The sequence below is a fragment of the Nonomuraea sp. NPDC050202 genome (assembly GCF_040656115.1).
Lineage (GTDB): Bacteria > Actinomycetota > Actinomycetes > Streptosporangiales > Streptosporangiaceae > Nonomuraea.
In genome coordinates, this window is sequence record NZ_JBFALF010000010.1 from 1 (window position 1) to 25,436 (window position 25,436).

General features: G+C 68.8%; 21 protein-coding genes, 2 tRNA genes, 2 pseudogenes and 1 riboswitch. Of the genes and pseudogenes, 10 read left to right on the forward strand and 15 right to left on the reverse strand.

Translation table 11 applies throughout. The annotated features are described in order from the left end of the window. Positions 1-411 precede the first annotated feature (411 nt). From AB0I79_RS26155 to AB0I79_RS26180, 6 genes are all read right to left on the reverse strand, one after another. Positions 412-2,976: a valine--tRNA ligase gene (locus AB0I79_RS26155; RefSeq protein ID WP_357877468.1), complete on the reverse strand. Its 2,565-nt coding sequence runs from the start codon at positions 2,974-2,976 to the stop codon at positions 412-414. Positions 2,977-3,058: 82 nt separating this feature from the next. Then, complete coding sequence (gene clpX / locus AB0I79_RS26160) at positions 3,059-4,342, reverse strand: ATP-dependent Clp protease ATP-binding subunit ClpX (RefSeq protein WP_357877471.1); 1,284 nt, start codon at positions 4,340-4,342, stop codon at positions 3,059-3,061. Between the two features lie 184 nt (positions 4,343-4,526). Next, the gene (locus AB0I79_RS26165) at positions 4,527-5,150 is read right to left on the reverse strand and encodes an ATP-dependent Clp protease proteolytic subunit (RefSeq protein WP_357877474.1); all 624 of its coding nucleotides are present in this window, start codon (positions 5,148-5,150) and stop codon (positions 4,527-4,529) included. An 11-nt stretch (positions 5,151-5,161) separates the two neighbouring features. After that, positions 5,162-5,794, reverse strand: coding sequence for an ATP-dependent Clp protease proteolytic subunit (locus tag AB0I79_RS26170; protein WP_225268272.1), 633 nt, complete (start codon positions 5,792-5,794; stop codon positions 5,162-5,164). 448 nt (positions 5,795-6,242) lie between these two features. Then, the gene (gene tig / locus AB0I79_RS26175) at positions 6,243-7,643 is read right to left on the reverse strand and encodes a trigger factor (RefSeq protein WP_357877477.1); all 1,401 of its coding nucleotides are present in this window, start codon (positions 7,641-7,643) and stop codon (positions 6,243-6,245) included. A 166-nt stretch (positions 7,644-7,809) separates the two neighbouring features. After that, entirely contained in the window at positions 7,810-8,676 is an 867-nt protein-coding gene (locus tag AB0I79_RS26180; protein ID WP_357877480.1) for a helix-turn-helix transcriptional regulator, read from the reverse strand. A gap of 233 nt (positions 8,677-8,909) precedes the next feature. On the opposite strand from AB0I79_RS26180, the gene AB0I79_RS26185 reads away from it, so the two are divergent. After that, a complete protein-coding gene (locus AB0I79_RS26185) occupies positions 8,910-9,386 on the forward strand; it encodes an ATP-binding protein (protein WP_253759209.1) in 477 nt (158 codons plus the stop codon). Between the two features lie 42 nt (positions 9,387-9,428). Here AB0I79_RS26185 and AB0I79_RS26190 read toward each other — a convergent pair whose 3' ends face one another. From AB0I79_RS26190 to AB0I79_RS26200, 3 genes are read right to left on the reverse strand one after another with little or no spacing between them, the layout of a single operon-like run. Further along, positions 9,429-9,929, reverse strand: coding sequence for a DinB family protein (locus AB0I79_RS26190; RefSeq protein WP_357877485.1), 501 nt, complete (start codon positions 9,927-9,929; stop codon positions 9,429-9,431). Positions 9,930-9,940: 11 nt separating this feature from the next. Beyond that, positions 9,941-10,672: a hypothetical protein gene (locus tag AB0I79_RS26195; protein WP_357877488.1), complete on the reverse strand. Its 732-nt coding sequence runs from the start codon at positions 10,670-10,672 to the stop codon at positions 9,941-9,943. 4 nt (positions 10,673-10,676) lie between these two features. Continuing rightward, a complete protein-coding gene (locus AB0I79_RS26200) occupies positions 10,677-11,048 on the reverse strand; it encodes a DoxX family protein (RefSeq protein WP_357877491.1) in 372 nt (123 codons plus the stop codon). A 168-nt stretch (positions 11,049-11,216) separates the two neighbouring features. Between AB0I79_RS26200 and AB0I79_RS26205 the strand changes: the two genes are divergently transcribed. After that, positions 11,217-11,660 carry a helix-turn-helix transcriptional regulator gene (locus tag AB0I79_RS26205; RefSeq protein ID WP_357877494.1) on the forward strand — a complete coding sequence of 148 codons (444 nt, stop codon included), beginning with the start codon at positions 11,217-11,219 and terminating at the stop codon, positions 11,658-11,660. Between the two features lie 1,094 nt (positions 11,661-12,754). Here the strand turns inward: AB0I79_RS26205 and AB0I79_RS26210 are convergent. Next, a complete protein-coding gene (locus tag AB0I79_RS26210) occupies positions 12,755-13,537 on the reverse strand; it encodes a GntR family transcriptional regulator (RefSeq protein ID WP_357877497.1) in 783 nt (260 codons plus the stop codon). Positions 13,538-14,083: 546 nt separating this feature from the next. On the opposite strand from AB0I79_RS26210, the gene AB0I79_RS26215 reads away from it, so the two are divergent. Beyond that, complete coding sequence (locus tag AB0I79_RS26215) at positions 14,084-14,494, forward strand: HNH endonuclease signature motif containing protein (RefSeq protein ID WP_357877500.1); 411 nt, start codon at positions 14,084-14,086, stop codon at positions 14,492-14,494. 17 nt (positions 14,495-14,511) lie between these two features. Next, positions 14,512-15,891: pseudogene (locus tag AB0I79_RS26220) on the forward strand (replication initiator); the annotation flags it as partial. Positions 15,892-16,021: 130 nt separating this feature from the next. On the opposite strand, the gene AB0I79_RS26225 reads toward AB0I79_RS26220, so the two are convergent. Then, a tRNA-Pro gene (locus AB0I79_RS26225) sits at positions 16,022-16,098 on the reverse strand. A gap of 89 nt (positions 16,099-16,187) precedes the next feature. Here AB0I79_RS26225 and AB0I79_RS26230 point away from each other — a divergent pair. Beyond that, positions 16,188-16,261: transfer RNA gene (locus tag AB0I79_RS26230), tRNA-Gly, on the forward strand. An 18-nt stretch (positions 16,262-16,279) separates the two neighbouring features. Here AB0I79_RS26230 and AB0I79_RS26235 read toward each other — a convergent pair. Next, positions 16,280-16,756 carry a DUF5946 family protein gene (locus tag AB0I79_RS26235; RefSeq protein WP_357877503.1) on the reverse strand — a complete coding sequence of 159 codons (477 nt, stop codon included), beginning with the start codon at positions 16,754-16,756 and terminating at the stop codon, positions 16,280-16,282. 68 nt (positions 16,757-16,824) lie between these two features. Between AB0I79_RS26235 and AB0I79_RS26240 the strand changes: the two genes are divergently transcribed. The 5 genes and pseudogenes from AB0I79_RS26240 (at position 16,825) to AB0I79_RS26260 (ending at position 22,082) form a co-directional block, all read left to right on the forward strand. After that, a complete protein-coding gene (locus AB0I79_RS26240; protein ID WP_357877506.1) occupies positions 16,825-17,451 on the forward strand; it encodes a uridine kinase in 627 nt (208 codons plus the stop codon). An 18-nt stretch (positions 17,452-17,469) separates the two neighbouring features. Next, positions 17,470-18,786, forward strand: a pseudogene (locus tag AB0I79_RS26245) (TrpB-like pyridoxal phosphate-dependent enzyme); the annotation flags it as partial. A 267-nt stretch (positions 18,787-19,053) separates the two neighbouring features. Next, positions 19,054-19,833, forward strand: coding sequence for a DeoR/GlpR family DNA-binding transcription regulator (locus AB0I79_RS26250; RefSeq protein WP_357877509.1), 780 nt, complete (start codon positions 19,054-19,056; stop codon positions 19,831-19,833). Further along, on the forward strand, positions 19,830-20,906 hold the full coding sequence (gene galT / locus AB0I79_RS26255; RefSeq protein WP_357877512.1) for a galactose-1-phosphate uridylyltransferase: 1,077 nt from the start codon (positions 19,830-19,832) through the stop codon (positions 20,904-20,906). Before AB0I79_RS26250 ends, galT begins: the two co-directional genes overlap by 4 nt. Positions 20,907-20,974: 68 nt before the next feature. Beyond that, positions 20,975-21,119, forward strand: a riboswitch (cyclic di-AMP (ydaO/yuaA leader). A 6-nt stretch (positions 21,120-21,125) separates the two neighbouring features. Beyond that, positions 21,126-22,082, forward strand: coding sequence for a hypothetical protein (locus AB0I79_RS26260; protein ID WP_357877515.1), 957 nt, complete (start codon positions 21,126-21,128; stop codon positions 22,080-22,082). Between the two features lie 12 nt (positions 22,083-22,094). On the opposite strand, the gene AB0I79_RS26265 is transcribed toward AB0I79_RS26260, so the two are convergent. The 3 genes from AB0I79_RS26265 to AB0I79_RS26275 all read right to left on the reverse strand — a co-directional run bounded on the left by AB0I79_RS26265 (position 22,095) and on the right by AB0I79_RS26275 (position 25,433). Continuing rightward, positions 22,095-22,760 (reverse strand): response regulator transcription factor, encoded by a 666-nt coding sequence (locus AB0I79_RS26265; RefSeq protein ID WP_357877518.1) that lies wholly within the window; start codon positions 22,758-22,760, stop codon positions 22,095-22,097. Continuing rightward, positions 22,757-24,025, reverse strand: coding sequence for a sensor histidine kinase (locus tag AB0I79_RS26270; RefSeq protein WP_357877521.1), 1,269 nt, complete (start codon positions 24,023-24,025; stop codon positions 22,757-22,759). Before AB0I79_RS26270 ends, AB0I79_RS26265 begins: the two co-directional genes overlap by 4 nt. Positions 24,026-24,284: 259 nt before the next feature. Next, the gene (locus AB0I79_RS26275; protein ID WP_357877524.1) at positions 24,285-25,433 is read right to left on the reverse strand and encodes an alpha/beta hydrolase; all 1,149 of its coding nucleotides are present in this window, start codon (positions 25,431-25,433) and stop codon (positions 24,285-24,287) included. Positions 25,434-25,436 lie beyond the last annotated feature (3 nt).

Here is a 25,436-nt window from a genome sequence, read left to right on the forward strand (position 1 = left end):
GCAAATCCATCAAGAAACAATTCTTGACGAGGTGTTGCATGAAAATCATGCACTGGCTTTTAACACACTGTTGAGTTCTCAAGAAACGGACGCGTTCATCCGCACCCAGATCCTTCTGGACCCCGGTGCGCGAGGCGTACACTTCATTTCCTTTAGATTACCAGATCCGGACGATCCTTGTCAAACCGCCCGATCCGGGATCTTCCGGACTCGCCTCTCTTCGAGGCAACCCTGCTAACTTACTCCAACTTTCGGCTCTTGTCCAACCGCGCAGCTGGAGCCACCCGAAAGTCGGGGTTCGTTCACTGGGATGTCAGGGCCGATTGGCCCCGCGTTGAAAACTGTAGCAGCCTCAGAGCCGTGGAAGGTCCATCTTCGGTAACGAATGGACCTTCCCCTCGTGCGTATGGTTCAAACACCCAGGGCGGCGAGCTGGGCTTCCAGCCGCTCGATGTCGGCCGACGCCTGCTCGGCCCTGCTCCTGACCTTGGCCACCACGTCCTCCGGCGCCTTGGCCATGAACTGCTCGTTGCCCAGCTTGGCCGCCACCTGGGCGGCCTCCTTGCGCGCGGCGGCCAGGTCCTTCTCCAGCCGCTTGCGTTCGGCGGCGACGTCGATGGCGCCCGCGGTGTCGATCTCCACGGTCACCGCCCCCACCGTGAACCGCGCCGTGGCGCTGAACGACTCCGACGGATCCGTCAGCCGCAGCAGCGACCGGATCGCCGTCTCCTGGCCGGCCAGCGGCGTGCCGCTCAATCCGAGCCGCGCCGCCACCTTCTGGCCGGGCTTGAGCCCCTGGTCCGAGCGGAACCTGCGGACCTCCGTCACCAGCTCCTGAAGCCCCTCGATCTCCGCCTCCGCCGCCGGGTCGACGTAGCGCTCGTCACGCGCCGGCCACGGGGCCACCACGATCGACTCGCCGCCGGTGACGGCCCGCCACAGCTCCTCGGTCACGAACGGCACCAGCGGGTGCAGCAACCTCAGCAGCGCGTCGAGCACGTGCCCGAGCACCAGCCTGGTGTGCTCCAGGCCCTCGCCGAGCTGGATCTTGGCCAGCTCCAGGTACCAGTCGCAGACCTCGTCCCACGCGAAGTGGTAGAGCAGGTCGGACGCCTTGGCGAACTCGAACTCCTCCAGGGCGGCGTCGGCCGCCGCGATCACCGACTGCAGGCGTGAAAGGATCCACCGATCGGCGGCTGTCAGGTCGGCGCCGTCGAGCGAGCCCACGGCGGCGCCGTTCATCAGGGCGAACCGGGTGGCGTTCCAGATCTTGTTGCAGAAGTTGCGCGAGCCGGCCGCCCACTCCTCGCTCACCGCGACGTCGGCGCCGGGGTTGGCGCCGCGCAGCAGGGTGAAGCGGGTGGCGTCGGCGCCGAAGCGGTCGATCCAGTCGAGCGGGTCGACCACGTTGCCGAACGACTTCGACATCTTCTTGCCGTACTGGTCGCGGACCATGCCGTGCAGCGCGACCGTGCGGAACGGAGGCTCGCCGTCCATGGCGTACAGGCCGAACATCATCATCCGGGCGACCCAGAAGAACAGGATGTCGTAACCGGTGACCAGGACGGAGGTCGGGTAGAAGCGCTCCAGCTCGGCCGTCCGGTCGGGCCAGCCCATGGTCGAGAACGGCCACAGCCCGGAGGAGAACCACGTGTCGAGGACGTCGGAGTCCTGCGTGTAGCCGGCCGGTGGCTCCTCGTCGGGGCCCACGCACACGACCTCGCCGGCCGGGCCGTACCAGACCGGGATGCGGTGGCCCCACCAGAGCTGGCGGGAGATGCACCAGTCGTGCATGTCGTCGACCCAGTCGAAGTAGCGCTTGGCCAGCTCCGGCGGGTGGATGCGGGTGCGCCCGTCGCGGACGGCGTCGCCGGCGGCCTTGGCCAGCGGCGCGACGTTGACGAACCACTGCAGTGACAGCCTCGGCTCGACCACCGTCTTGCAGCGTGAGCAGTGACCGACGGAGTGCACGTACGGGCGCTTCTCCGCGACGATCCTGCCTTCGGCGCGCAGCGCGGCGACCACGGCGGGGCGCGCCTCGAAGCGGTCGAGCCCCTGGAACGGCCCGTGCGCCGTGATGACGCCGCGCTCGTCCATGACGGTCAGCGACGGCAGCGAATGACGCCGCCCGATCTCGAAGTCGTTGGGGTCGTGGGCGGGGGTCACCTTGACCGCGCCGGTGCCGAACGCCGGATCGACGTGCTCGTCGGCGACGACCGGGATCATGCGTCCGGTGAGCGGCACCTCCACCATCGTGCCGATCAGATGCGCGTAGCGCTCGTCGGAGGGGTGCACGGCCACTGCGGTGTCGCCGAGCATGGTCTCGGCGCGCGTGGTGGCCACCACGATGTCGTCGGAGTAGCGGATCGAGACGAGCTCGCCCTCGTCCTCGCTGTGCTCGACCTCGATGTCGGACAGTGCGGTCAGGCAGCGCGGGCACCAGTTGATGATGCGCTCGGCGCGGTAGATCAGCCCGTCGTCGAACAGCTTCTTGAAGATGGTCTGGACGGCACGCGAGAGCCCGGGGTCCATCGTGAACCGCTCGCGCGACCAGTCGACGCCGTCGCCGAGCTTGCGCATCTGGCCGAGGATCCGGCCGCCGGACTCCTCCTTCCACTCCCAGACCCGCTCGACGAACGCCTCGCGCCCCAGGTCGTGACGCGACTTGCCCTGCTTGGCCAGCTCACGCTCGACGACGTTCTGGGTGGCGATGCCGGCGTGGTCCATGCCGGGCAGCCAGAGCGTCTCGCGGCCCTGCATGCGGGCGCGGCGCGTGAGCGCGTCCTGGATGGAGTGGTCGAGCGCGTGCCCGATGTGCAGGACACCCGTCACGTTGGGCGGCGGGAGGACGATGCTGTACGGCTCGCGCGAGCTGCCCGGGTCGGCGCGGAAGTAGCCTTCGGACACCCAGCGCTCGTAGCTGCGGGTCTCGACGTCGGCCGGTGTGTATTGAGTAGGCAGCTCTGGCGTTGTCACAGCAACCAATTCTAGGGAGCCGGGCAAGCGAAACGCCCCATGGTTTCCACCACGGGGCGTTCGGGTGCTGCCAAGGCGCTGCTCAGGCGGACTTCTCCTGCGGCGTGTGCTGCTGCTTGGCGGCGAGCTGGTCGCGCGGGACGAGCGTCGGGATCGCGTGCTCCAGCACCGACTCGCGGGTGATGACCACGCGGGCGACATCCTGCCTGGAGGGCACCTCGTACATGACGGACTGCAGCACCTCCTCCAGGATGGCGCGCAGCCCGCGGGCGCCGGTGCCGCGCAGGATGGCCTGGTCGGCGATGGCCTCCAGGGCGCCGTCGGTGAACTCCAGCTCCACGCCGTCGAGCTCGAGCAGCTTGCGGTACTGCTTGACCAGCGCGTTGCGCGGCTCGGTGAGGATCTGGATGAGCGCCTCGCGGTCGAGGTTGTGCACCGAGGTGATGACCGGCAGGCGGCCCACGAACTCGGGGATCATGCCGAACTTCAGCAGGTCTTCCGGCATCACGTCCGAGAAGATGTCGGCCGTGTCGATCTCTTCCTTCGACCGGATGATGGCGTTGAAGCCGATGCCCTTCTTGCCGATGCGCGACTCGATGATCTTCTCCAGGCCGGCGAACGCACCACCGCAGATGAACAGCACGTTGGTCGTGTCGATCTGGATGAACTCCTGGTGCGGGTGCTTGCGGCCGCCCTGCGGAGGAACCGACGCGGTGGTGCCCTCCAGGATCTTCAGCAGCGCCTGCTGCACGCCCTCACCGGAGACGTCGCGCGTGATCGACGGGTTCTCGCTCTTGCGGGCGATCTTGTCGACCTCGTCGATGTAGATGATGCCGGTCTCGGCCTTCTTGACGTCGTAGTCGGCGGCCTGAATGAGCTTGAGCAGGATGTTCTCCACATCCTCGCCGACGTATCCCGCTTCGGTCAGTGCCGTGGCGTCGGCGATGGCGAAGGGCACGTTCAGCATCTTCGCCAGGGTCTGCGCCAGCAGTGTCTTACCCGAGCCGGTGGGCCCGAGCAGCAAGATGTTGCTCTTGGCCAGTTCCAGAACGTCGTCTCTGCCCCGGTCGCCCGACTGCACCCGCTTGTAGTGGTTGTACACCGCCACCGAGAGGGCCTTCTTCGCCTTGTCCTGACCGATGACGTAGGCGTCGAGGAACTCGTAGATCTCTCTTGGCTTGGGCAGGTTGTCCCACTTGAGCTCGGAGGACTCGGTGAGCTCCTCCTCGATGATCTCGTTGCAGAGATCGATGCACTCATCGCAGATGTAGACGCCTGGACCGGCAATGAGCTTCTTGACTTGCTTCTGACTCTTCCCGCAGAAAGAGCACTTCAGCAGGTCTCCCCCGTCGCCGATGCGTGCCACCCCAGATACTCCTTTGCGTGGGACCGCCCTGCTCCCGCGAGCAGTGTCTCCGGACATCCTCCGGACTAGGCCGAACCGCTCAGGTTTCGACGTTACCGTCTTCTGGGCCCTCAGTGAGCCCCCTAGCGGCGAGTCGCACCGGAACGTGCCCTATTGGGCAGCGCTCCGGTGCGTCACGTCTCGTCTAGGAAGCTACGGCCTGAGCTCGTTTCTTCCTGGACGGGATGATGTCATCGATCAGACCATACGCCTTTGCCTCGTCCGCGTTGAGAATTTTGTCGCGTTCGATGTCCTTGCGGACGTCGGCGGATGACTTGCCGGTGTGCCGGGCCACGATCTCCTCCAGCAGCGTGCGCATGCGCAGGATCTCGCGGGCCTGGATCTCGATGTCGCTGCCCTGGCCGCCGCCCTCGGTGGACGGCTGGTGGATCAGCACCCGGGCGTTCGGCAGCGCGAAGCGCTTGCCCGGGGTGCCGCCGGCCAGCAGCACGGCCGCGGCGGACGCGGCCTGGCCGAGGCAGACGGTCTGGATCTCCGGCCGGACGAACTGCATCGTGTCGTAGATCGCCGTCATGGCGGTGAAGGAGCCACCCGGCGAGTTGATGTAGATGCTGATGTCACGGTCGGGATCGAGCGACTCCAGCGTCAGCAGCTGGGCCATCACGTCGTTGGCCGACGCGTCGTCGATCTGCACTCCGAGGAAGATGATGCGGTCCTCGAAGAGCTTGTTGTACGGGTTCATCTCCTTCACGCCGTAGGACGTGCGCTCGACGAAGGAGGGGAGAACGTAACGGCTCTGGATGTTCATGTCAGCTCCCCCTAGGAAACCGGGCCCGCGGAGGGCACCTGACGCGCGCTGCGCACCACGTGATCGATGAAGCCGTAGTCCTTGGCCTCCTCGGCCGTGAACCAGCGGTCACGGTCGGAGTCCGACTCGATCTGGTCCAGCGGCTGCCCCGTGTGGAAGGCGATCCGCTCGGCCAGCGTCTTCTTCACGTAGAGCATCTGCTCAGCCTGGATGGCGATGTCGGCGGCGGTGCCGCCGATGCCGCCCGACGGCTGGTGCATCATCACCCGGGCGTGCGGCAGAGCGTAACGCTTGCCCCGCGCCCCCGCGGTGAGCAGGAACTGCCCCATCGAGGCAGCCATACCCATCACCACGGTGGAGACGTCGTTAGGCACGTATTCCATCATGTCGTAAATCGCCATGCCCGCACTCACCGAGCCCCCGGGCGAGTTGATGTAGAGCGTGATGTCGCGCTCGGGGTCATCGGCAGCGAGCAGGAGCAGCTCGGCGCAGATGCGGTTGGCGATCTCGTCGTTGACCTCCTGCCCGAGCACGATGATGCGCTCGCGGAGCAGGCGCTGGTAAAGCTGGTCCTCAAGCCGGAAGGCGGAGCCGTTCTCACGGCCTCGAGACTCAGGCTGATAGAAGGTCGGCGGGCTGGTCACAGCGTCACCTTCCGATGCGTCGTAATCGATTGGCTTTGCTTGTGACCTTAACGCGCGCCGCCCACAGGTCATGCCCGGTCCCCCGGACTGTTCGCTGACGGCGCAGGTTCGGATGGATCGGCTCCCGTTACCCTTCGCGGCTTCGTGCGGCTTTCGTCCCGGTTGCCGGTGGCGGCCCGTCCCTCAGGCCGCTCGCCGCACTCCCTCAGGGAGCCCTCAGACGGCGCTCGGGATGTCGCGTTCGGGCACGGTCGCGGAAGAGGGCGCCCCGTGGCTGCGCTCCCGGCAGCGTCCATCTGAGCGCCACGGGGCCACGGCCCTGGCGGGAAACGTCGCGGGCAGGCCACACCTCACTGGCGAAAACGGCACACTTCCCTGGACGGCGCGGCCCTGGCATACGAAGAGCCCCCGGACCGCGAGTCCGGGGGCTCCTGTTACGCCTGTAGCGTCAGGCCTCGGCCTTGTCCTCGGCGGGCTTGTCGCCGGCCTCGGCCTCGTCGGCCTCCTCCTCGGCGACCGGCTCACCGTTGATCTCGGTGTAGATGGCCTTGAGGTCGACCTCGTTGCCGTCGGTGTCGACGACCTTGGCGGCGTCGCCGAGCACGGCCTTGGCCTTGTCGCGCACGATCTCGACCATCGCCAGCGTGAGCTGGTCGTTGTCGGCGAGGTGCTTGGCCAGCTCGTTGGGCTGCACGCCCATCTCCATGGCGCGGCGGACCACGAAGTTGGTCAGCTCCTGCTCGGAGACGCCCAGCTCCTCGGCCTTGACGATCTTGTCGAGCACGAAGCCGACCTTGATGGCGCGGGCGGAGTTCTTCTCGAACTCCTCGAAGCGCTCCTCCTCCGACGTCTGGTAGAGGCGGAAGAAGGCGTCACGGCTGAGGCCGCTCTCGGCCACCTGGTGGTCGAGGTTGTGCTTGCGGGCGTCGACCTCGGCCTTGAGCGCGCTGTCCGGCAGCGGGATCTCGATCTTGTCGAGCAGCGCGTCGAGCGCCTTCTCGCGGGCCTGGACGACCTGGTCGATGAGCTTGTTGCGGCGGGCCTGCTCGCGGATGCTGTTCTTCAGCTCGTCGAGCGTGTCGAACTCGCTGGCGAGCTGGGCGAACTCGTCGTCCAGCTCGGGCAGGACCTTCTCCTTGACCGACTTGACGTTGATGATGACGTCGGCTTCCTCGCCGGCGTTCTCGCCGCCGACCAGCTCGGTCTTGAAGCTCTTCTCCTCGCCCGCGGACATGCCCTCGAGTGCGGTGTCGAGGCCCTGCAGCACGGAGCCGGCGCCGACCTCGTAGGAGACCTCGCTGGCCTGCTGCTCCTCGATGTTCTGGCCGTCGATCTCGGCGCGCAGGTCCATCACGACGAAGTCGCCGCTCGCGGCGGGGCGCTCCACGCCGGTCAGCGTGGCGAAGCGCTGGCGCAGCGCGTCGAGCTGCGCGTTCACGTCCTCGTCGGAGACCTCGGCGGAGTCGACCGTGACCTCGATGCCCTGGTAGTCGGGGACCTCGAAGTTGGGCCGGATGTCGACCTCGGCGGTGAACTCGATCTGCTCACCGTCGTCGATCTTCGTGACCTCGATGTCAGGCTGGCTGACGGGGAACACGTCGGCCTCGTCGACGGCCTGGCCGTACAGCTTGGGCACCGCGTCGTTGAGGGTCTCCTCCAGCACTACCGCCCGGCCGAAGCGCTGTTCGATGATGCGGGCCGGAACCTTGCCAGGCCGGAACCCGGGGACGCGCACCTGCTGCGCGACCTTCTTGTACGCCGCATCCATGCTCGGGCGCAGCTCGTCGAACGGCACCTCGACAGTGAGCTTGACCCGGGTCGGGCTGAGCTCCTCGACAGCGGTCTTCACGGAATGGTCTCCTTGATCAAGCTACGAGTGATCGCGGGCGCGTCCAATCGGTACGGCTCGCGCGCCGCGCCCACATGAGCGGTGTTGGGCATGCTCCGCAACGGCGGCATCCAACGCCGATGGCCAGTCTAGGGCAGATGCACACCCAACCACGACGCCACCGCGGTCAGAACTCCTCCGCGATCGTCCTCAAGAGCTCGATCGTCTCATCCGGGGTGGTGCTCACGGCGCACAGCCGCTCCATCACCTCGGTGTATCGGTCCACGTCCTCACGCTTGTCCAGGTAGAGCGCGCTGGCGAGCTGCTCCACGTACACCACGTCGGGCAGGTCGCTGTCGGGGAAGCGCAGGATGCTGAACGCCCCGCCCTCCGCGCTGTGCCCGCCGAAGCTGAAGGGCATGACCTGGATCGTGATGTTCGGCTGGCGCATCAGGTCGATGAGGTGCTCGATCTGCGCCCTCATCACCTCGGCCCCGCCGATGGGCCGCCTCAGCGCGGCCTCGTCGATCACGGCCCAGAAGACCGGCCCGTCGGGCCTGTCCAACATCCGCTGGCGCTCCAGCCGGAGATCCACCCTGCGGGCGATCTCCTCCGCCCCGATGCCCGCCGCACCGGCGGTCACCACGGCCCTTGCGTACTCCTTGGTCTGCAACAGTCCTGGCACGAACTGGACCTCGTAGGTCCTGATCCTGGCGGCGGCCTCTTCAAGGCCGACGTACGCCTGGAACCACGTGGGCAGGACATCGTTGAACCGGTGCCACCAGCCAGGCTCGTTGGCGGTGGCGACCAGATCGAGGACGGCGGCGCGTGCCTGCTGATCCACGACCCCGTACAGGGTCAGCAGGTCCGCCACGTCACGTTCTTTGAACCCCACCCGGCCGAGTTCCATTCGGCTGATCTTGGATTCCGACCCCCTGATGAGGTGGCCGGCCTCCTCTCGGGTGACGTTCTTTGCTTCCCTGAGCTTGCGCAGCTGGGAGCCCAGGAGGATGCGCAGCGCCGTCGGCCCGGAACCCGGCTGGTTCTGCGTCACTTTGCCTCCTATCAAGGTCCGCACACACAGTGACACCACATTGCCGGGTATGACAAGGTCTCAACCTCGTGTCCGGATTCGGAGATTTATCCCGAAAACGTCGCTTGCTCCTGCACATTGCAACTGCACGTGCATTTGGGTCTTGCAGGTGCCGCGTTCGTGACCCATGATGGCTTAGTGCATATTGGGCCAAACATGCACTAACCAAGGCTGAACGGGGAGGTATCGGCGGCATGGTGGAGGACCCTCTGGCCACTGCCGATTGCCTGCAGATCACCCGGGAGGTGGGCTTCGACCGCCTCCTCACGGGTGGCAAGCCGTACACGACCTCGTGCCCGTTGCCCTTTCAGGCCGACTCGGTGAAGACCGCCCGGGACGTCACGCGCAGGACACTGCGCGGCTGGGGGCTGCACGATCTCAGCGACGACGCCGCGCTCGTGGTCTCCGAGCTGGTGACGAACGCGGTCAGGTACGCGATGTACGCGGCGGGGCGCAGGGAGATCGAGCTGCTGCTGATGCGGGTGGCGCCCCACGTGCTGCTCGCCGTGGCCGACCCCAGCGACGAGGTGCCCACGCCCAAGGAGCCCGACTTCGTCTCCGAGAACGGGCGGGGCCTCTACATCGTCGAGACCTACAGCCAGTGCTGGGGCTGGGACCCGCTGGCCCGCGGCGGCAAGGCTGTCTGGGCGCTGTTCCGCGCCGACGACTGACAACCTTCCTGTTCCGACAGCCTTCCTGTTCCGACAGCCTTCCTACTCGCCGGTGACGCCGTCGACGCGCTCGCGCAGCAGATCCGCGTGGCCGTTGTGGCGGGCGTACTCCTCGATCATGTGCACGAGGATCCAGCGGTGCGTGCAGTCCTGCCCGTTACGGTCGCCCACCGCGTCCAGCGGCTTGGCGGCGGAGATCGCGCGGGCGAACCGGATCTCCTCCTGCCACGTGTCGAACGCCTCCTTCGCCGACGCGGTGTCCACCTCGTTGAAGTCGGCGTCGTTGTCGCGGTCCTTGTCCCACAGCTTGGGCAGGTCCTCGCCGTTGAGCACGCGGCGGAACCACGAGCGCTCGACGTGCGCCATGTGCCTGACCAGGCCCAGCAGGGACAGCGTCGAGGGCGGCGCGGAGCGCTCGCGCAGCTGCTCCTCCGACAGGCCGGCGCACTTGACGGCCAGGGTGCCGCGGTGCCATTCGAGCCAGTTGTTCAGCACGGTCCGCTCGTCGCCGGCGAAGGGTGGGGGGATTCGGTTGTCTGTCACGAGCCCCGACCCTATCCCCCGCCGACCAGGCGTCTCACCCGGCTTTCCCGCTGCAGCAACAGGTACGCCGCCTCGCGTACGGTGTCGTCCCTGACGCCGGCCACGAACTCCTGCGGTGTGTCCCCGCACAGGTGACGTAAGGCCGCGGAGCCGTCCAGGAGGGACTGGATGAGCGCCGGCTGAGAGGTCAGGCGCCGGGGCCGGCCGTCCCCGCGGGCGGCGACGCAACCGTGCCTGCCCTCGTACACGAAGGGCGGCGGGAGCCTCGTGCCGTCCTCCAGCGTGACCGGGCCGGCGAGCGGGCGCCTGCGGTAGTTGGGCTCGGTGAGGTCGAGGGCGGCGAGCTGGTGCTCGTCGAGCCAGAGCACGAACAGCCTGGACGTCTCGCCGGGCGTCGCGATGGGCGCGGCCGGCACGTACCCCCACCTGCTCACGTGCGCGGACACGCCGGGCGCGATCCCCGGCACCTCGGCGACCGTCATCGGGACGACCGGGCGTACCCCGTGGTCGCGGAACTTCCTGCGCAGCTGGCTCGGCGCGGCGTTGGAGCCGACGGCGACGACGCGGTGGCGGGACTCCAGCGGCGCCTGCCCCAGGGACGCCAGCAGCGCGGCGATCGCCGCGCCGCCCTCCCGCCACTCGTGCGGCACGTACGCGTCGTCCGCCAGGACGCCGGAGCCGGGCGGGATCCGGCCTGGGTAGGTGAGCGGAAAGGCCATCGGGTCGTCCGCGAAGAGATCCACGCCCTCAGGATGCCCGCCCGGCGACCGCCGACCACAGGCGTGCCGTGCTCTCCCGGCGCCCCCACGCGATCAGAAGGCAGAGCACGAGCAGGGCCAGCGGCAGCACGACCCATCCCCCGGACACGAACGCCTCGGTCAGCACCGCGCCCGCCATGAGCCCGGCCAGCGCCAGCCCGGCCGCCCCGGCCAGCCGCGGCACCAGCAGCGCCACCGCCCCCGCCACCTCCAGCACCCCGACCACGACCCGGAACCAGTCACCGAGCCCGATCGCCTCGAACGTGGAGGCGGACGGCTCGGCCCCGGCGAACTTGCCCAGGGCCGCCATCACGAAGAAGCCGGCCACGACGATCTGCAGGATCCACATGACGATGCGCACGAGCGTTCCCCTCCCTGAAGTCGACACCTCCGACGCTAGGGACCGCGAGCGGCCGGCGGGATCGCTCTACCTGCCCGATCGGGGTGCACCTACCTGCACCCCGCCCGCCTCCCGGCCCGCACCCGGTCGCGTGGACAGCGGACCGGTTCCCAGGGCAGGCTGTACGGCATGGCCACCCAAGCCGACCAGCGCCTACGCGAGCTCGTCCTGCTGCGCCGCGTGCGCGACAGGATCGACCGCGACTACGCGCAGCCGCTGGACGTGGAGGCGCTGGCGCGTGGCGTGCACCTCTCGGCCGGGCACCTGAGCCGGCTCTTCCGCGCCGCCTACGGAGAGTCGCCCTACAGCTACCTCATGACCCGGCGCATCGAGCGCGCCATGACCCTGCTGCGGCGCGGCGACATGTCGGTCACCGAGGTCTGCTTCGCGGTCGGCTGCTCCTCACTCGGCACCTTCAGCACCCGCTTCTCCGAGCTGGTCGGCATGTCGCCGAGCACCTACCGCCGTCTGGCGGCCGGTGACGCCGCCGGCCTGCCCAGCTGTGTCGCCAAGCAGGTCATGCGGCCGATCAGGAACCAGGAGACACCGCCCGCGGGCGCCCGCCTTCCGTGAGCGCCGCCCCGGCATGCCGGCCGAGCAGATAGACAAGCAGAAGGCCCCACCCGGATCGGGTGGGGCCCTTGACCTGGTCGGGGCGACAGGATTTGAACCTGCGACTTCTTGCTCCCAAACGAGGACGAGTGCATGTCGTACCTCTGAGAGCACCAGCTTGCAGAGCGGAGCGAGGTCCAGGAGCGTGCGTACGGGTTCGTAGTGGAGGGTAGGCACAGTCACTCACTTTGACACTCAGACTTGCTCAGTGGCCCTTCAGGCGGCCACGCAGGCGACCTTCCTCTGAAGCGCCGGTTCTGTGGTCATCTCCTCGTCGGGCAGGCGTAGCCATACCGGGCCGGACGTGCCAGGGCAAGCCGTCGTTCGCGTGTACATGTGTCCCGGTGAGCTTCCTCATGAGCTGGTTGCCCCGCCCGCACACGATGGCTTGCCCTGGCACGGCTGGTCTGGTGTCCCTTGGGGTGCTCGATGAGGAGATGACCGCTCAGGACCTCAGCCACTCCATGCGGTTGGAGCGGCCTCACTCATCTCCGAGGAGGGCCGGGGTTTGGGGCGGAGCCCCAAGGTCCTCAAAGTCTTCCAGGCACGAGAACCCCCCGAAGCACCTTCTGCAGCCTCTTGCCGCCATCTCCCCTTCGGGCGTCCGGGCTGCGGCTCCGTAGCTGTCCCTCGTCGTGCTCGTGCTGTTGGCGGGGAGTTGATGGCGTTGGAACTGCTGAGCGTTGAGCGTCTCTTGCCGTCTCTACCGGAGGTGCCGCTTGTCGGCACGCGCGCCGCCGCGGCGGGACCGGCCGGAGAGCCGCAGCCCGCCGCGAGCGGGCGCGCAAGGGCCAGGATTGTGATGCTGGTGTCGCGGCGGTGCGCTGCCCGGCTCCTGAGGTGAACGTCTTGGACGGTTGAGCGAGGCTCCCCCGAGTCGTCACTCCCGCAGCTGCTGAGCCGTTGTGGGGCTGCTGTGGCGCTGCTGACTTCGCCTCTGACGCCTACTCTCCTGGTTTCATCTCCGGCGGTGGTTTCCCGCCGCCCGCGGCGGGCTTGAAGACGTAAGCGAAGTTGTAACAGAGGCACGCGAGGGTGTAGCGCCTACAGATCACTCAGTCGGGAATTGGGAAGGTGTAAGACCAGACAAACCGTGATGCTGCATGAATGCCGCGAGCGTACTCGATCACTCGGCCGCTAGCTGTCCGTGTGATGCGGTGGAGTTCAACAACAGGTTCGCCCGAAGGCAGATCCAGGAGTAGAGCCTCCTCAGCTGTAGGCATTCGCGCACGTAGATCCTCGGTGATCTCCTCGGGAGGAAGCCCGCGTTCAGTCAAGATGCCGAAGCCGCCGCTGTTGCCGGCAATGCCTGGTCGGGGGTCCACCAGTGGAGTTCCCTCGACGTCTTCGACCCTGTAGTAAGAGGTCATCGTGTGTGTCGGTGATCCATCACGTGTCATGACGCGAGCACGCTCGTAAACCTCGGTGCCGACCTCAACCCCTAGAGCCTCGGCCGTGCGCTCATCGGCAGGCACTCGGGCGACTTCTTGGGTCTGGTGTCCCTGTTGCTGAGCAGCAGCACTTGTGGGCTGCTCGTCTGCGTAAGCCTCCACCGTGGTGATCTGCCAGCGATGCCGGGCGTATCGGTCGGGTCCGAGACGGCGGATGGGGTGTTCCTCACGAACGTACGCGCCTGACCCGTATCGAGTCGTGATCAAGCCTTCGGCTCGTAGGTTGGCGATTGCTTTGGCTGCTGTGTTGCGACTCACGCCGTAACGCTCGGCAAGATCGCGAATGGCTGGCAGCTTGATTCCGGGCCCAAGACGTCCAGCACTGATGTCTCCGCGGAGGTCGTCGGCAATGCGGCGGGCGGGGCCAGTGTCCTTCTCAGGTGACATGCTTCCATCCTAATCCAAGTGTCGTACGCCAATCATCATGGGATGCCTTGACACCCTTCCACCATCCTACGACAATCATCGTACGACACTTAACAGTGATGGAGATCACCAGGAAAAGAAGGAGCCCCAGCGGGGGGCAACCCGCTGAGGCCGGAGCATCGGAGAGTTTGGAGCCTCAAGCGATGCATGTTCAGATTACGCCGAATGCTGGTACGTCGGAGCCCGTGGCCCCGTCTGGCCCTAGGTACATGGAGGGATCGGGTTCGCTCGACTGGGACCCGGAGTGGGCCGAGTTCGTGGTGTGGCGCGAACAGAAGAGGGCGCAAGCGGCTAACGAGGCAGCGGCGTGAAGGCGGCGGCCAAAGCAGAGCAGCTGCGGGAGGAAGGGACGGTCTACGTCGCTCGCGAGTTGACGACGTGGGATGTCGAGTGGGCACGTCTCGCGCTGGCTGATGAGTGCATCGGGGAACGGACCTGCGAGCACTGCGGCGCACAGCCGGGTCAACCCTGTGTCCCGGACGCCAAATTGCATGGGCGCGGTGCCGCATGACTGTTGTCACGCTAGAGCGCCCTGCCTCGGCTGCTGGGCACCAGAAGGTCCTGGCACAGCCTGGTGGCGGGCTGACGCGGCCGTGCGCGGAGCGTCGGCGGAGGATCCGGGCAGCCCTGATCAATCGTGACGGGGCGTTCTGCTTCTACTGCGGCGTCGCGTTCGGAGAGCGGACGCGGGCGACGATCGATCACCTGGTGCCGCAGTCGCAGATTCCAGGCTGGAAACTGGCCAACCTGGTGCTGGCCTGCTACCCGTGTAACCAGGCCAAGGCCGACCAGCTTCCGCAAGTCTTCCTGCTACGCCAAGGCTGGCGACGGCCGAAGCCATGGCGGGAACGTGGAGCGCGGTTGCTGCGGGCGCTCCTACGAAGCCTGGGATTGGCGCCGGTTCGGGAGTGCCGATGAACGGCGAGAAGACGCGAATGGCGGTCCCGGCAGCGGCTGACCCGGCCGCGGGGCCGCTGGGCGATGGGCTGGTGCTCCCCGGCGGAGTCCGGGGCCGGTTCCGGGCGCTGGCTCGGCTGGGCGGCTGCTGCCAGCCTGTTCGCGTCCGTGGCGATGTTCGGCACGTGCTGGCGGATGGGCGGGTCCGCTTGGTGTACTCCACGCGGCAGGAGCTGGGCTCGGTGCTGCTGGTCCCGTGCGGGAACCGTCGTGCCTCACGCTGCCCGTCGTGCGCCGAGATCTACCGGGCTGACACCTTCCATCTGATCCGGGCGGGCTTGGTAGGAGGAGACAAGGGCGTGCCATCGTCGGTGCGGGAGCATCCGCGGGTGCTGGCCACGCTGACCGCGCCGAGTTTCGGGCCGGTGCATGCCCATCGTAAGCGGGCGGCCGGGCGTGGTAGCGGCGTGATGCCGTGCCGTCCGCGTCGTGACGCGCCAGTGTGCCCGCATGGCCGGACGCTGGCGTGCACCGATCGGCATGAGGCCGACGATCCCCTGGTGGGGCAGCCATTGTGCCCGGACTGCTACGACTATGCCGGTCACGTGCTGTGGAACGCCTGCGCGGGTGAGCTGTGGCGGCGCTTCACCATCTACCTGCGGCGCGAGCTGGCCCGAGTGGCGGGCATGACCGCATCGGCGTTCAACGAGCAAGTGCGGGTGTCGTTCGCCAAGGTCGCGGAGTATCAGGCGCGCGGCATCGTGCACTATCACGCGGTGGTGCGACTCGACGGCCGTGACTCCGATGGGGCGGTGCTGCCTCCTCCGGCGTGGGCGAGCGTGCAGCTGCTGGAGTTGGCCATCCGGGCGGCGGCGGCCGGCGCTTTCATCGCCTCGCCCGAGTGTGAGCACGAGAGCGGGCAACGGCGGCTCGTCTTCGGCAGGCAGGTGGACGTGGCGCCGATCGTCGCCCAGGAGCTGACCGATACGGAGCTTACCGAGGAGAAGGTGGCGGGCTACATCGCCAAGTACGCCACCAAGGGCGCCACGACCGAGGGCACGGTGGATCGTCGCATCAAGGAACGCGCCGACGTCGACGGCTTGGCGCTGACCGGGCATCAACGGCGGCTGATCGATATGTGCTGGCAACTCGGCGACGGTGAAGCGCATCCGGAGCTGATGGGCTTGCGGTTGCGCCAGTGGGCGCACATGCTCGGCTACCGGGGCCACTTCTCGACCAAGTCTCGTGCGTACTCGACCACGATGAGGGCGCTGCGCGAGGTGAGGTGTTCCTTTCGCCGCGAGCAAGCCCGCAAGAACGGAGGTGACCGGTGGGAAGCCGTGGACGCCTCCACTCTGGTGATCACCTCGTGGACCTTCGCCGGTCAGGGTTACCCACATCCGGCTGACGCCTACATCGCGGGACTCGTACGCGAAGAACGCGAACAACAGAGACAGCGCCGACGGATCCTGCGCGATGCGGCCAAGGGCAAGTCACTCAGTAAGTCACTCAGAGGGCCACTCCCCATGTGGGTGAGTGGCCCTGAGCTGGTCGGGGCGACAGGATTTGAACCTGCGACTTCTTGCTCCCAAAGCAAGCGCGCTGCCAAGCTGCGCCACGCCCCGTCTCGCCGAGTGCGCATGCGCTCCGGGACTCCGGTACGCTTACGCCCTGACGACCGGATGAAGTCTAGACCAGAGTTCGACCGGTTCGCGCGGACGTAGCTCAATGGTAGAGCCCTAGTCTTCCAAACTAGCTACGCGGGTTCGATTCCCGTCGTCCGCTCCAGCACGGCGAAGGGCCAGGTCAAGAGCCTGGCCCTAGCCTTTTCCAGGCCTCCTCGGTCGCCTCGGCCAGGGCGCGCATGCGCTCCCCGTACGCCGCGTGCCCGTCGAGGACGAAGCCGCCGTCGCCGTACGGCAGCTCGCAGAAGCTCGTGCGGAAGCGCGCGGGCGGCCCGCCCGCGGGGAGCGGCGCGTACGGCTCCAGCGGCGCCATGTCGTAGCCCGCCCTCGATCGGTGGTTGTTGCGCGCCACCTGGTGCTCCCGCAGCCGGAGCACCGCGTCGATGCCCCGGTCGAGGTAGAACTGCAGCCACCGGAACTGGCCGTCGAGGTGCCTCTCGTGCCCGCGCGACGGGTGCTGCAGGAGGTAGACGCAGACGACGACCGCGTGCCACCTGTACATCTCGGGGTCGAGCTGCTCCTCCGCCAGGATCGTGTTGTAGTAGTCGGCGCACACGCCGAGCGGTCCCGCCGTCGCGCCGCAGTCGCACTGAGCCATGGCGGGCACCCTAGCGAGGCGGCCCCGGGCCCGTCGACGGCATTTCGGGCGCTCGTAAGCTGTGATCGATGCGTGTGCGACCGATCTCCCGTGAGGCTCTCGTCGAGGAGCTGGCCGAGCTGATCTCCGCCCGGCCCCAGGGCGCGTGGGTGCGGGTGGCCGTGGACGGGGCGCCGCCCGCCCGGCCGGGGGCGCTGGCCGACGAGCTGGTGGCGCCGCTGCGGCTGCGCGGCCGGCCCGTGCTGCGCGTGTCGGCGGGCGACTTCCTGCGGCCCGCGTCGCTGCGGCTGGAGTACGGCAGGACCGACCCCGACGCCTTCTACGACGACTGGCTCGACGCCAAGGCGCTGCGCAGGGAGGTGCTGGAGCCGCTGGAACCGGGAGGGCCGGGGCAGGTGCTGCCGGCGTTGTGGGACAGCGGGATCGATCGGGCCTACCGGCTGCCGTACACCGCGCTGCCGCCGGGCGGGGTGGTGCTGGTGGACGGGGCGCTGCTGCTGGGGCGAGGGCTGGCGTTCGACGTGAGCGTGCACGTGTGGCTCTCGCCCGGCGCGCTGGAGCGGCGGACGCCGGAGGGCGAGCGCTGGACGCTGCCCGCCTACGAGCGGTACGAGCGGGAGGCGCGGCCCCAGGAGGCGGCCGACGTCGTGGTACGCGCCGATCATCCGGACCGGCCGGCGGTGCTGGTCCGGTGAACTGCGGCGGCGCAGACTGAGGCCATGATGCCCAGCGACTGGTACAACATCGTTCCCGATCTGCCCGCCCCGCCGCCTCCGCCGCTGCATCCCGCCACGCGGCGGCCCGTCGGCCCCGACGACCTGGCGCCCCTGTTCCCCATGGAGCTGATCGGGCAGGAGGTCAGCGGCGAGCGGTACGTCCCGATCCCCCAGGAGGTGCTGGACGTCTACCGGCTCTGGCGGCCGACGCCGCTGATCCGGGCGCACCGGCTGGAGCGGGCGCTGGGCACGCCGGCCAGGATCTACTACAAGTACGAGGGCGGCTCCCCCGCCGGGTCGCACAAGCCGAACACGGCGGTGCCGCAGGCGTACTACAACGCGCGCGAGGGCGTCCGGCTGCTCACCACCGAGACCGGCGCGGGTCAGTGGGGGTCGGCGCTGGCGTTCGCCTGCGCCCAGTTCGGCCTGGAGTGCCGGATCTGGATGGTGCGGGCCTCCTACGACCAGAAGCCCTACCGCCGCTCCCTCATGCAGGTGTACGGCGCCACCGTGCACGCCAGCCCCTCCGCCGTGACGGGGGTGGGCAGCAAGATCCTGGCGGACGATCCTGGCTCCCCTGGCAGCCTGGGGATCGCGATCAGCGAGGCGGTCGAGGTGGCGGGCGCGTCACCCGACGCCAGGTACGCCCTCGGCTCCGTGCTCAACCACGTCCTGCTGCACCAGACGGTGATCGGCGAGGAGGCGCTCGCCCAGCTCCCTGAGATGCCGGACCTGGTGATCGGCTGCACCGGCGGCGGCTCGAACTTCGCCGGCCTGGCCTTCCCCTTCCTGCGGGAGAAGCTGGCGGGCCGGATCCGGACGGTGTTCCGGGCCGTGGAGCCGGCGGCCTGCCCGTCGTTCACGCGCGGCGCGTACGCCTACGACTTCGGCGACACGGCCGGCTTCACGCCGCTGCTCAAGATGCACACGCTGGGGCACTCGTTCGTGCCGGACCCGATCCACGCCGGCGGGCTGCGCTATCACGGCATGTCGCCGCTGTTGTCGCACATGTACGAGCTGGGCCTGTTCGAGGCGGTGACCCGCGCCCAGAACGAGTGCTTCGAGGCCGGCGTCCGCTTCGCCAGGACCGAGGGGATCGTGCCCGCGCCCGAGCCCACGCACGCGCTGGCCGAGACGATCGCCGAGGCGCTGCGCTGCAAGGAGAGCGGCGAGGAGAAGGTGATCCTGACGGCGCTGTGCGGTCACGGTCACTTCGATCTGGGGGCCTATGACCGGTACCTGGCGGGCGAGCTGGAGGACTACACGCTGCCGCAGGACCGCATCGACCAGGCGCTGACCGAGCTGCCGTCGTGAGCCGCCCTGGCGGGTGAGCCGCGGGTGGCCGCCGGAAGCGGGCGGCCACCCGCCGGTCATCGCGCCGTGGGGCGCTTGCCGTGGTTCGCCTTCTTCTTCTTGCGTGCCCTGCCCTTGCGTGCTCGCCTGGCCATAAGCTCGCCTCCGATGATCGGTGAGCCCTCACCGTCTCCTGCCGCGCTGACCAGCGCAAGCGTTCCCGCGTTAACTAACATTCCCCAACAATCCCGTGTCATAATTTGGTGGAATCTGTTGGAAGGAGCGGGCGTGCTCGCACAGCAGCGACAGCAGGCGATTCTCGAACGCGTGCGCAGCAACGGCGGCGTCCGGGTGGCCGACCTCGTACGCGAGCTCGGCGTCTCCGACATGACCATCCGCCGCGACCTCGAGGTGCTGGCCGAACGCGGGCTGCTGGAGAAGGTACACGGCGGCGCGACCGCGCTCGGCCCCGGCTCGACCGAGGAGCCCGGCTTCACCGCCAAGTCCGCGCGCCAGCAGCAGGAGAAGGAGGCCATCGCGCGCCACGCCGCCACGCTCGTCCGCCCCGGCACGGCCGTGGCGCTGTCGGCGGGCACCACCACGTGGGCGCTGGCCCGCCACCTGATCGGCGTGCCCGAGCTGACCGTGATCACCAACTCGATCCCGGTCGCCGACGTCTTCCACCGCAACCCGCGCGCCGATCGCACGGTCGTGCTGACCGGAGGCGTACGCACGCCGTCCGACGCCCTGGTGGGCCCCGTGGCCGTGGCCGCGATCCGCCGCCTGCACGTGGACACGCTCTTCCTGGGCGTGCACGGGATGAGCGTGCGTGCCGGGTTCACCACGCCCAACCTGCTGGAGTCCGAGACCGACAGGGAGCTGGTGACGGCCGCGACCCGGCTGGTCGTCCCCGCCGACCACACGAAGTGGAACACCGTCGGCATCAGCACCATCGCCGAGCTGAGCGAGGCCGACGTGGTCATCAGCGACGCGGGGCTGCCGGAGGACGCACGCACCGAGCTGGCCGAACGGGCCGGAGAACTGATCATCGCGGAGGCCTCGTCTTGAAGCGCACCATCACCCATCTGGCCGACGGCCGGGAGCTGATCTACTTCGACCGGCGTGACGACGCCGACAGGAGCGCGATCGACCGCCGGACCCTGGAGCCCCGCCCGGTGGCCTCCGAGCTGCGGTACGACCCGCTGACGGAGGAGTGGATCGCGATCGCCGGGCACCGGCAGACGCGCACGTTCCTGCCGACCGGTGGCACGGCCGAGTGCCCGCTGTGCCCGTCGTCGGACACGCGGTCGTCGGAGATCCCGTCCTACGACTACGACGTGGTCGTGTTCGAGAACCGATTCCCCTCTTTCTCCACAAATATCGGGACTTATGGGGAGCCGGGTGGACTGAGCGAGGTCCGTCCGGCCGTGGGGCGGTGCGAGGTGGTGTGCTTCACCTCCGACCACTCCTCCTCCTTCTCCAGGCTCTCCGACTCCCAGGTGGAGCTGGTCATGGAGGCGTGGGCCGACCGTACGGCCGAGCTGTCCCAGATCGAGGGCGTGGAGCAGGTGTTCTGCTTCGAGAACCGGGGCGAGGAGATCGGCATCACGCTGGCCCACCCGCACGGCCAGATCTACGCCTACCCGTACGTGACGCCCAGGACCAAGCTGCAGCTCGCCACCGCCGGGCGTTACACCAAGGGCAACCTGTTCGCCGACGTGCTGGCCGCCGAGCGGGAGGCGGGGACCCGGGTGGTGGCCGCCAACGAGCTGTGGACGGCCTTCGTGCCGGCCGCCGCGCGCTGGCCGTTCGAGGTGCACCTCTACCCGCACCGGCAGGTGCCCGACCTGGCGGCGCTCACCGAGGAGGAGCGGGCGGCGTTCGCGCCGCTGTACACCTCGGTGCTGCGGGCGTTCGACGGGCTGTTCGACATGACGATGCCGTACATCGCGGCCTGGCACCAGGCGCCGGTGCGGGAGGGCAGGGAGCTGGCGTACCTGCATCTGGAGCTGTTCAGCATCAGGCGGGCACCGAACAAGCTCAAGTTCCTGGCAGGATCGGAGTCCGCGATGGGCGCCTTCGTGAACGACGTGCTGCCGGAAGAGGCGGCACGCATGATTCGATCACAGATAGATCACTAATGGATTTCTAGTTAAGGTCGCATTACTCGTGATCTACCACTAATATCCCCATATGCACCGGCCGTAACGGCCGCAGCATGCCTAATCCCGGGCGCCTCGCCCGGGAGCCGGGGACCCAAACCGCACCTGGGGTGAATCCGCTACGGCGGTAGGGAATCGCACCTCCCATGCCCGAACCCGTCAGCTAACCCGGCCGGCAGAGGGAGAGGAAACATCCACGTGGCGGCTTCGTCCCCCGCGATCCTTGCCATCGGCCTCATCACCGCCACCGCCGTCGCCCTGTCGGCGGCCCCCGCCTCAGCGGCGCCCAAACCGACGGAAGCCGAGCTCCGTACCCAGCTCAAGCAGCTCAACAGCAAGGTCGACAAGCTCATCGAGCAGTACAACCTCAAGCGCGTCGAGCTGGCCAAGGCCCAGGAGGCCGCCAAGACGGCCGCCGCCAAGCTGGCCGCCGCCGAGCAGACGCTGGCCGGCGCCGAGCAGCGGGTCGCCGACATCGCCCGCCTGCGCTACCAGAACGGCGACCCCTCCTCGCTGCCGGGCTTCATGCTCCCGACGGACGCCGACAGCGCCGCCCTGCTCGAACAGCTCACGGCCGAGCAGCAGGCGCTCGTCGCGATCGTGGCCAAGGCCCGCGACGACAAGAAGAAGGCCAGCGAGGAGGCCGCCGCGCTGACGGCCAGGATCAAGTCGGACGCGGCCGAGGTGGACGAGCAGCGCGACGAGGCCGAGGACGTCATCGAGGACATCAAGGACAAGCTCGAAGACCTCATCCCGTACGGCACGGGCCGCAACGCCAACGGCACCTGGGCGCCCGAGCTGCCCACGGGCACCGACAACATCACCTCCCGTACGCGGCTGATGAAGGCCCAGGTGGAGAAGAACTTCTCGCTGCCGTACGCGGTGGGCTGCTTCCGCTCGGGCTCCAGCGGCGAGCACCCGCTCGGCCGGGCCTGCGACTTCATGATGAGCGCGGGCGGCGCGATGCCCACGGCCGTGAACAGCGCGCTCGGCGACCGGATCGCAGCCTGGGCGATCAAGAACCAGGGCAGGCTGGGCATCAAGTACGTGATCTGGAAGCAGCGGATCAACCAGGGGTCCGGCTGGCGCGCCATGTCCGACCGCGGCAGCGTCACCGAGAACCACTTCGACCACGTGCACATCTCGATGAACTAGCGAGCCGAAGGGTCAGGGCCGCTCGGGCGCTCGCGGGACGAGCAGCCCCCGGTTGAACGCCTCGGTGACGGCGGCGGCGCGGTCGCCCACGCCGAGCTTGGCGTAGATGTTCAGCAGGTGGCTCTTGACCGTGGCCTCGGTGATGAACAGCCGGGCGGCCGCCTCACGGTTGGTGTTCCCCGCCGCCACGAGTTCGAGCACCTCCAGCTCACGCTGGCTGAGCAGTTGCGGCGCGGGTGTCCTGACCCGGTTCATCAGCCGTGCCGCCACCGAAGGGGACAGCACGCTGTCGCCCTTGGCGGCGGCCCGCGCGCCTCGCAGCAGGTCCTCCCGGGGAGAGTCCTTGAGCAGGTAGCCGGTGGCGCCCGCCTCGATCGCCGGAAGGACGTGGCTGTCGCTGTCGTAGGTGGTCAGCACCAGCACGCGCGCGGTGACGCCGAGCCTGGTCAGCTCCTTGATCGCGGTGAGCCCGTCCATGCCGGGCATGCGCAGGTCCATCAGGATCACGTCGGGCCCGGCCTCCTGGGCGAGCCGTACGGCCGCGGCGCCGTCCGCGGCCTCGCCCACCACCTCGAACCCGGGCGCGGAGGCGAACATGCTGCTCAGCCCGTCCCTGACAACGGGGTGGTCGTCCGCGATCAGCAGTCGGATCGGGGTCTCGGCCGTGTGGTCGATCATGCGTGGCTCCCGGTCGGCGGAGTGGGGACGCGGGCGGAGATCCCGGTACCCAGGCCCGGCTCGGACTCGATCTGCAAGGTACCGGACAGTCCTTCGACGCGCTGGCGCATGATGGTCAGGCCGAAGCCGCCGCCGGACGGCTGCCGTGACATGGCCGTGCCGGCTTCGAGGCCCGCTGGATCGAAGCCCCTGCCGTCGTCACGTACGTCCAGTGCGACCTCGTGCTCCAGGTAGGACAGGGTCACCCCGACCCTGGTCGCGTGCGCGTGCTTGGCCACGTTGGCCAGTGCCTCCTGTGCCGTGCGCAGCAGCGCGAACTCGGCCTCCGGTGTCATCGGCCGTACCGTGCCGGTCGTCGTGACGTGCGCGGGCAGCCCGTGCAGCTTCGACCACCGGCCGGCGACGTCGGCGAGCGCGTCGCTCAGGCGCGCGGTCCGCAGCGGCTCGGGCCGCAGCGCGTCGACCGAGCGCCGCGCCTCGGCCAGGCTCTCCCTCGCCAGGTTCTTGACGGCGTCGAAGGGCCGGCGCCACGGCGCCGGGACCTCGTGCATCTGCTCGGCCGCCTGGAGCTGCGCGATGATGCCGGTCAGGCCCTGCGCCAGGGTGTCATGGATCTCGCGGGCCATCCGCTGGCGCTCGTCGAGCACGCCCGCCTCCCTGGCCTGGGCGAGCAGCTGGGCGTGCAGGCCGGCGTTCTCGGCGAGCGACGCCTCCAGCAGCCGGTTCGTCCGGCTCAGCTCCTCGAGGGTCTGCTCGCGCCGCTCCTCCTCCCTCTCGGCGACCCGCAGGACCCAGGCGCAGGCGCACATCATGACGATGTTGAAGGCGACGATGGTCACCAGCATCGCCACGCCGAACGCGTCCGTCCTGGGGATGCCGGACGCCTGCGCCGTACCGGCCAGGACCGCTGCGCCGGACACGCCCAGCAGCCGCCACGGCCAGCGCAGGACCGTGAAGGAGTAGATGTAGGCGGCAGGGGTGAAGAGCCCGAAGGCGGGTTGGCGGGCCACGAGGACCGCGGTGAGCACGAGCAGCCCCGCGACGAACATCCCCATGATCCGTGGCCGGCCCCACCAGCCGGGACGCAGGGTGAACATGCCGAGCATCCACGCGGCCGCCAGCCCGCACAGGCCGAGGTCGACGAGCAAGGAGCCGTCCACCCCGTCCGCCATGATCACCAGGATCGCGACGAGGAGCACCAGCAGCGCGTACGGAACCACGTTGACCAGAAGGAACGGCGGCTGTTGCGGAATCTTCCTGCTCACGGCTCCCTCTCCCGGCAGGATTCTATTCCCAGCGGAACCAGCGGATCGCGGCGAACGCGCACACCACCGCGTACGCCGCCAAGGTCTGAGCCCTCGATGCACTCCACGGTCCTGCGTTGCGAACCTCGATCACTGGCGGCATGCGTGCGTCCTTCCGGGCTCGGCCCCCTCGGGGTTGACGCGTTCAGCCCGCTATGACCAAGGCGTGCGCCGGCACCGGCCAGGAGGCGGGACCTGGCCGGCGGACGTTCCCGTGGGATCACCCGCACGCCGAAGGGCAGAACCTCACCTCGGGGTAGCGCGATGACGGCTTGTCCAGGAGCGGCCGCCGCTGCCCCTTCAGGTGCTGGTCGAGGAAGGCCGCCACGTACGTGCGGGTGAGCTCGGCGGAGCGCTGCGCGGGCAGGGCGCCGTAGGCGGGCGTGATGCCGAGGGAGCCCTGCAGCAGCGGGCCGTCGGTGAAGGACTGGTGATCCGCGCCCGTCACCACGATCCAGCGTTTCCACCCGGTCAGCAGCTTCCAGTCACGCTCCCACGAGGGGTCCCGGCCGCCGGGGACGTGCTCCGGCGCGCCCACGAACAGGAACGGCCGGGAGAACCCGCTCTTCGGGATCCGGGCGTACGTGGTGCCGTCCAGGTTGATCCCCGCGCGGATCCGGGGGTCACGCACCATGGCCGCCAGGGCGCTGGCCCCGCCGATCGACTGCCCCGCCATCGCGATCCTGGAGCGGTCGAGCACCGCGGAGCCGTCCCACTTCGACGGGAGCTGGTCGAGCACGAACGAGACGTCCGCCGCCCGGCCCCCCACCACGCCCGTGCCGAAGCCCGTGTCCGCGTCGCTGTCGCACGCCAGGCAGCCCGCGACCGTCCCGTCGGCCAGGGTCGTGGCGTAGCTCTCGTAGGGGTGGTCGATGCCGGCCACCACGTACCCGCGGCTGGCCAGGTCCTCGGCCAGGGACGTGAGCGTGCTGACCGGCTTGGTGAAGCCGGGCGAGAGCACCACCAGCGGCAGCTCCCGCCCGGCGGGCTCGGCACCGGCGACGGCGTTCGTCCGCGTCCTGCTGAGCGTGTCCAACGGGACGGCCGCGCTCCTGACCCCCTTCAGCAGGAGCTGCGACTCCTCGGCCGACATGTACGGCGCCCGCTGCCCGTCCCGCCGCTTCGCCGGGTACCACAGCGTGACCTTCAGCTCCCTGGCGTCGGCGTCCAGGTTCCAGGGGTCGGGCCGGGAGGTGTCCTTCAGGTGCAGCACGGTGGTGCCGACCGGGTGATCGCCCGTGGGCGCGGGCAGGGTGGCGGGGCCGGACGGCGGGGGTGACACGGCGGCTGGTCTGGGCGGGGTGGGCGCGGTGCAGGCGGATGCCGCGAGGACGGCCAGCCCGGCGAGCGCCACCGCTATCGGTCTCATGTT

Excerpts from the sequence above, each read along its gene's own strand:
- AB0I79_RS26210 (WP_357877497.1), bottom strand. The coding sequence starts at position 13,537 with ATGTCACCTGAGAAGGACACTGGCCCCGCCCGCCGCATTGCCGACGAC.
- AB0I79_RS26165 (WP_357877474.1), bottom strand. The coding sequence starts at position 5,150 with ATGAACATCCAGAGCCGTTACGTTCTCCCCTCCTTCGTCGAGCGCACG.
- AB0I79_RS26275 (WP_357877524.1), bottom strand. The coding sequence starts at position 25,433 with ATGAGACCGATAGCGGTGGCGCTCGCCGGGCTGGCCGTCCTCGCGGCA.
- AB0I79_RS26215 (WP_357877500.1), top strand. The coding sequence starts at position 14,084 with ATGACTGTTGTCACGCTAGAGCGCCCTGCCTCGGCTGCTGGGCACCAG.
- AB0I79_RS26240 (WP_357877506.1), top strand. The coding sequence starts at position 16,825 with ATGCGTGTGCGACCGATCTCCCGTGAGGCTCTCGTCGAGGAGCTGGCC.
- AB0I79_RS26185 (WP_253759209.1), top strand. The coding sequence starts at position 8,910 with ATGGTGGAGGACCCTCTGGCCACTGCCGATTGCCTGCAGATCACCCGG.
- AB0I79_RS26265 (WP_357877518.1), bottom strand. The coding sequence starts at position 22,760 with ATGATCGACCACACGGCCGAGACCCCGATCCGACTGCTGATCGCGGAC.
- AB0I79_RS26205 (WP_357877494.1), top strand. The coding sequence starts at position 11,217 with ATGGCCACCCAAGCCGACCAGCGCCTACGCGAGCTCGTCCTGCTGCGC.
- AB0I79_RS26235 (WP_357877503.1), bottom strand. The coding sequence starts at position 16,756 with ATGGCTCAGTGCGACTGCGGCGCGACGGCGGGACCGCTCGGCGTGTGC.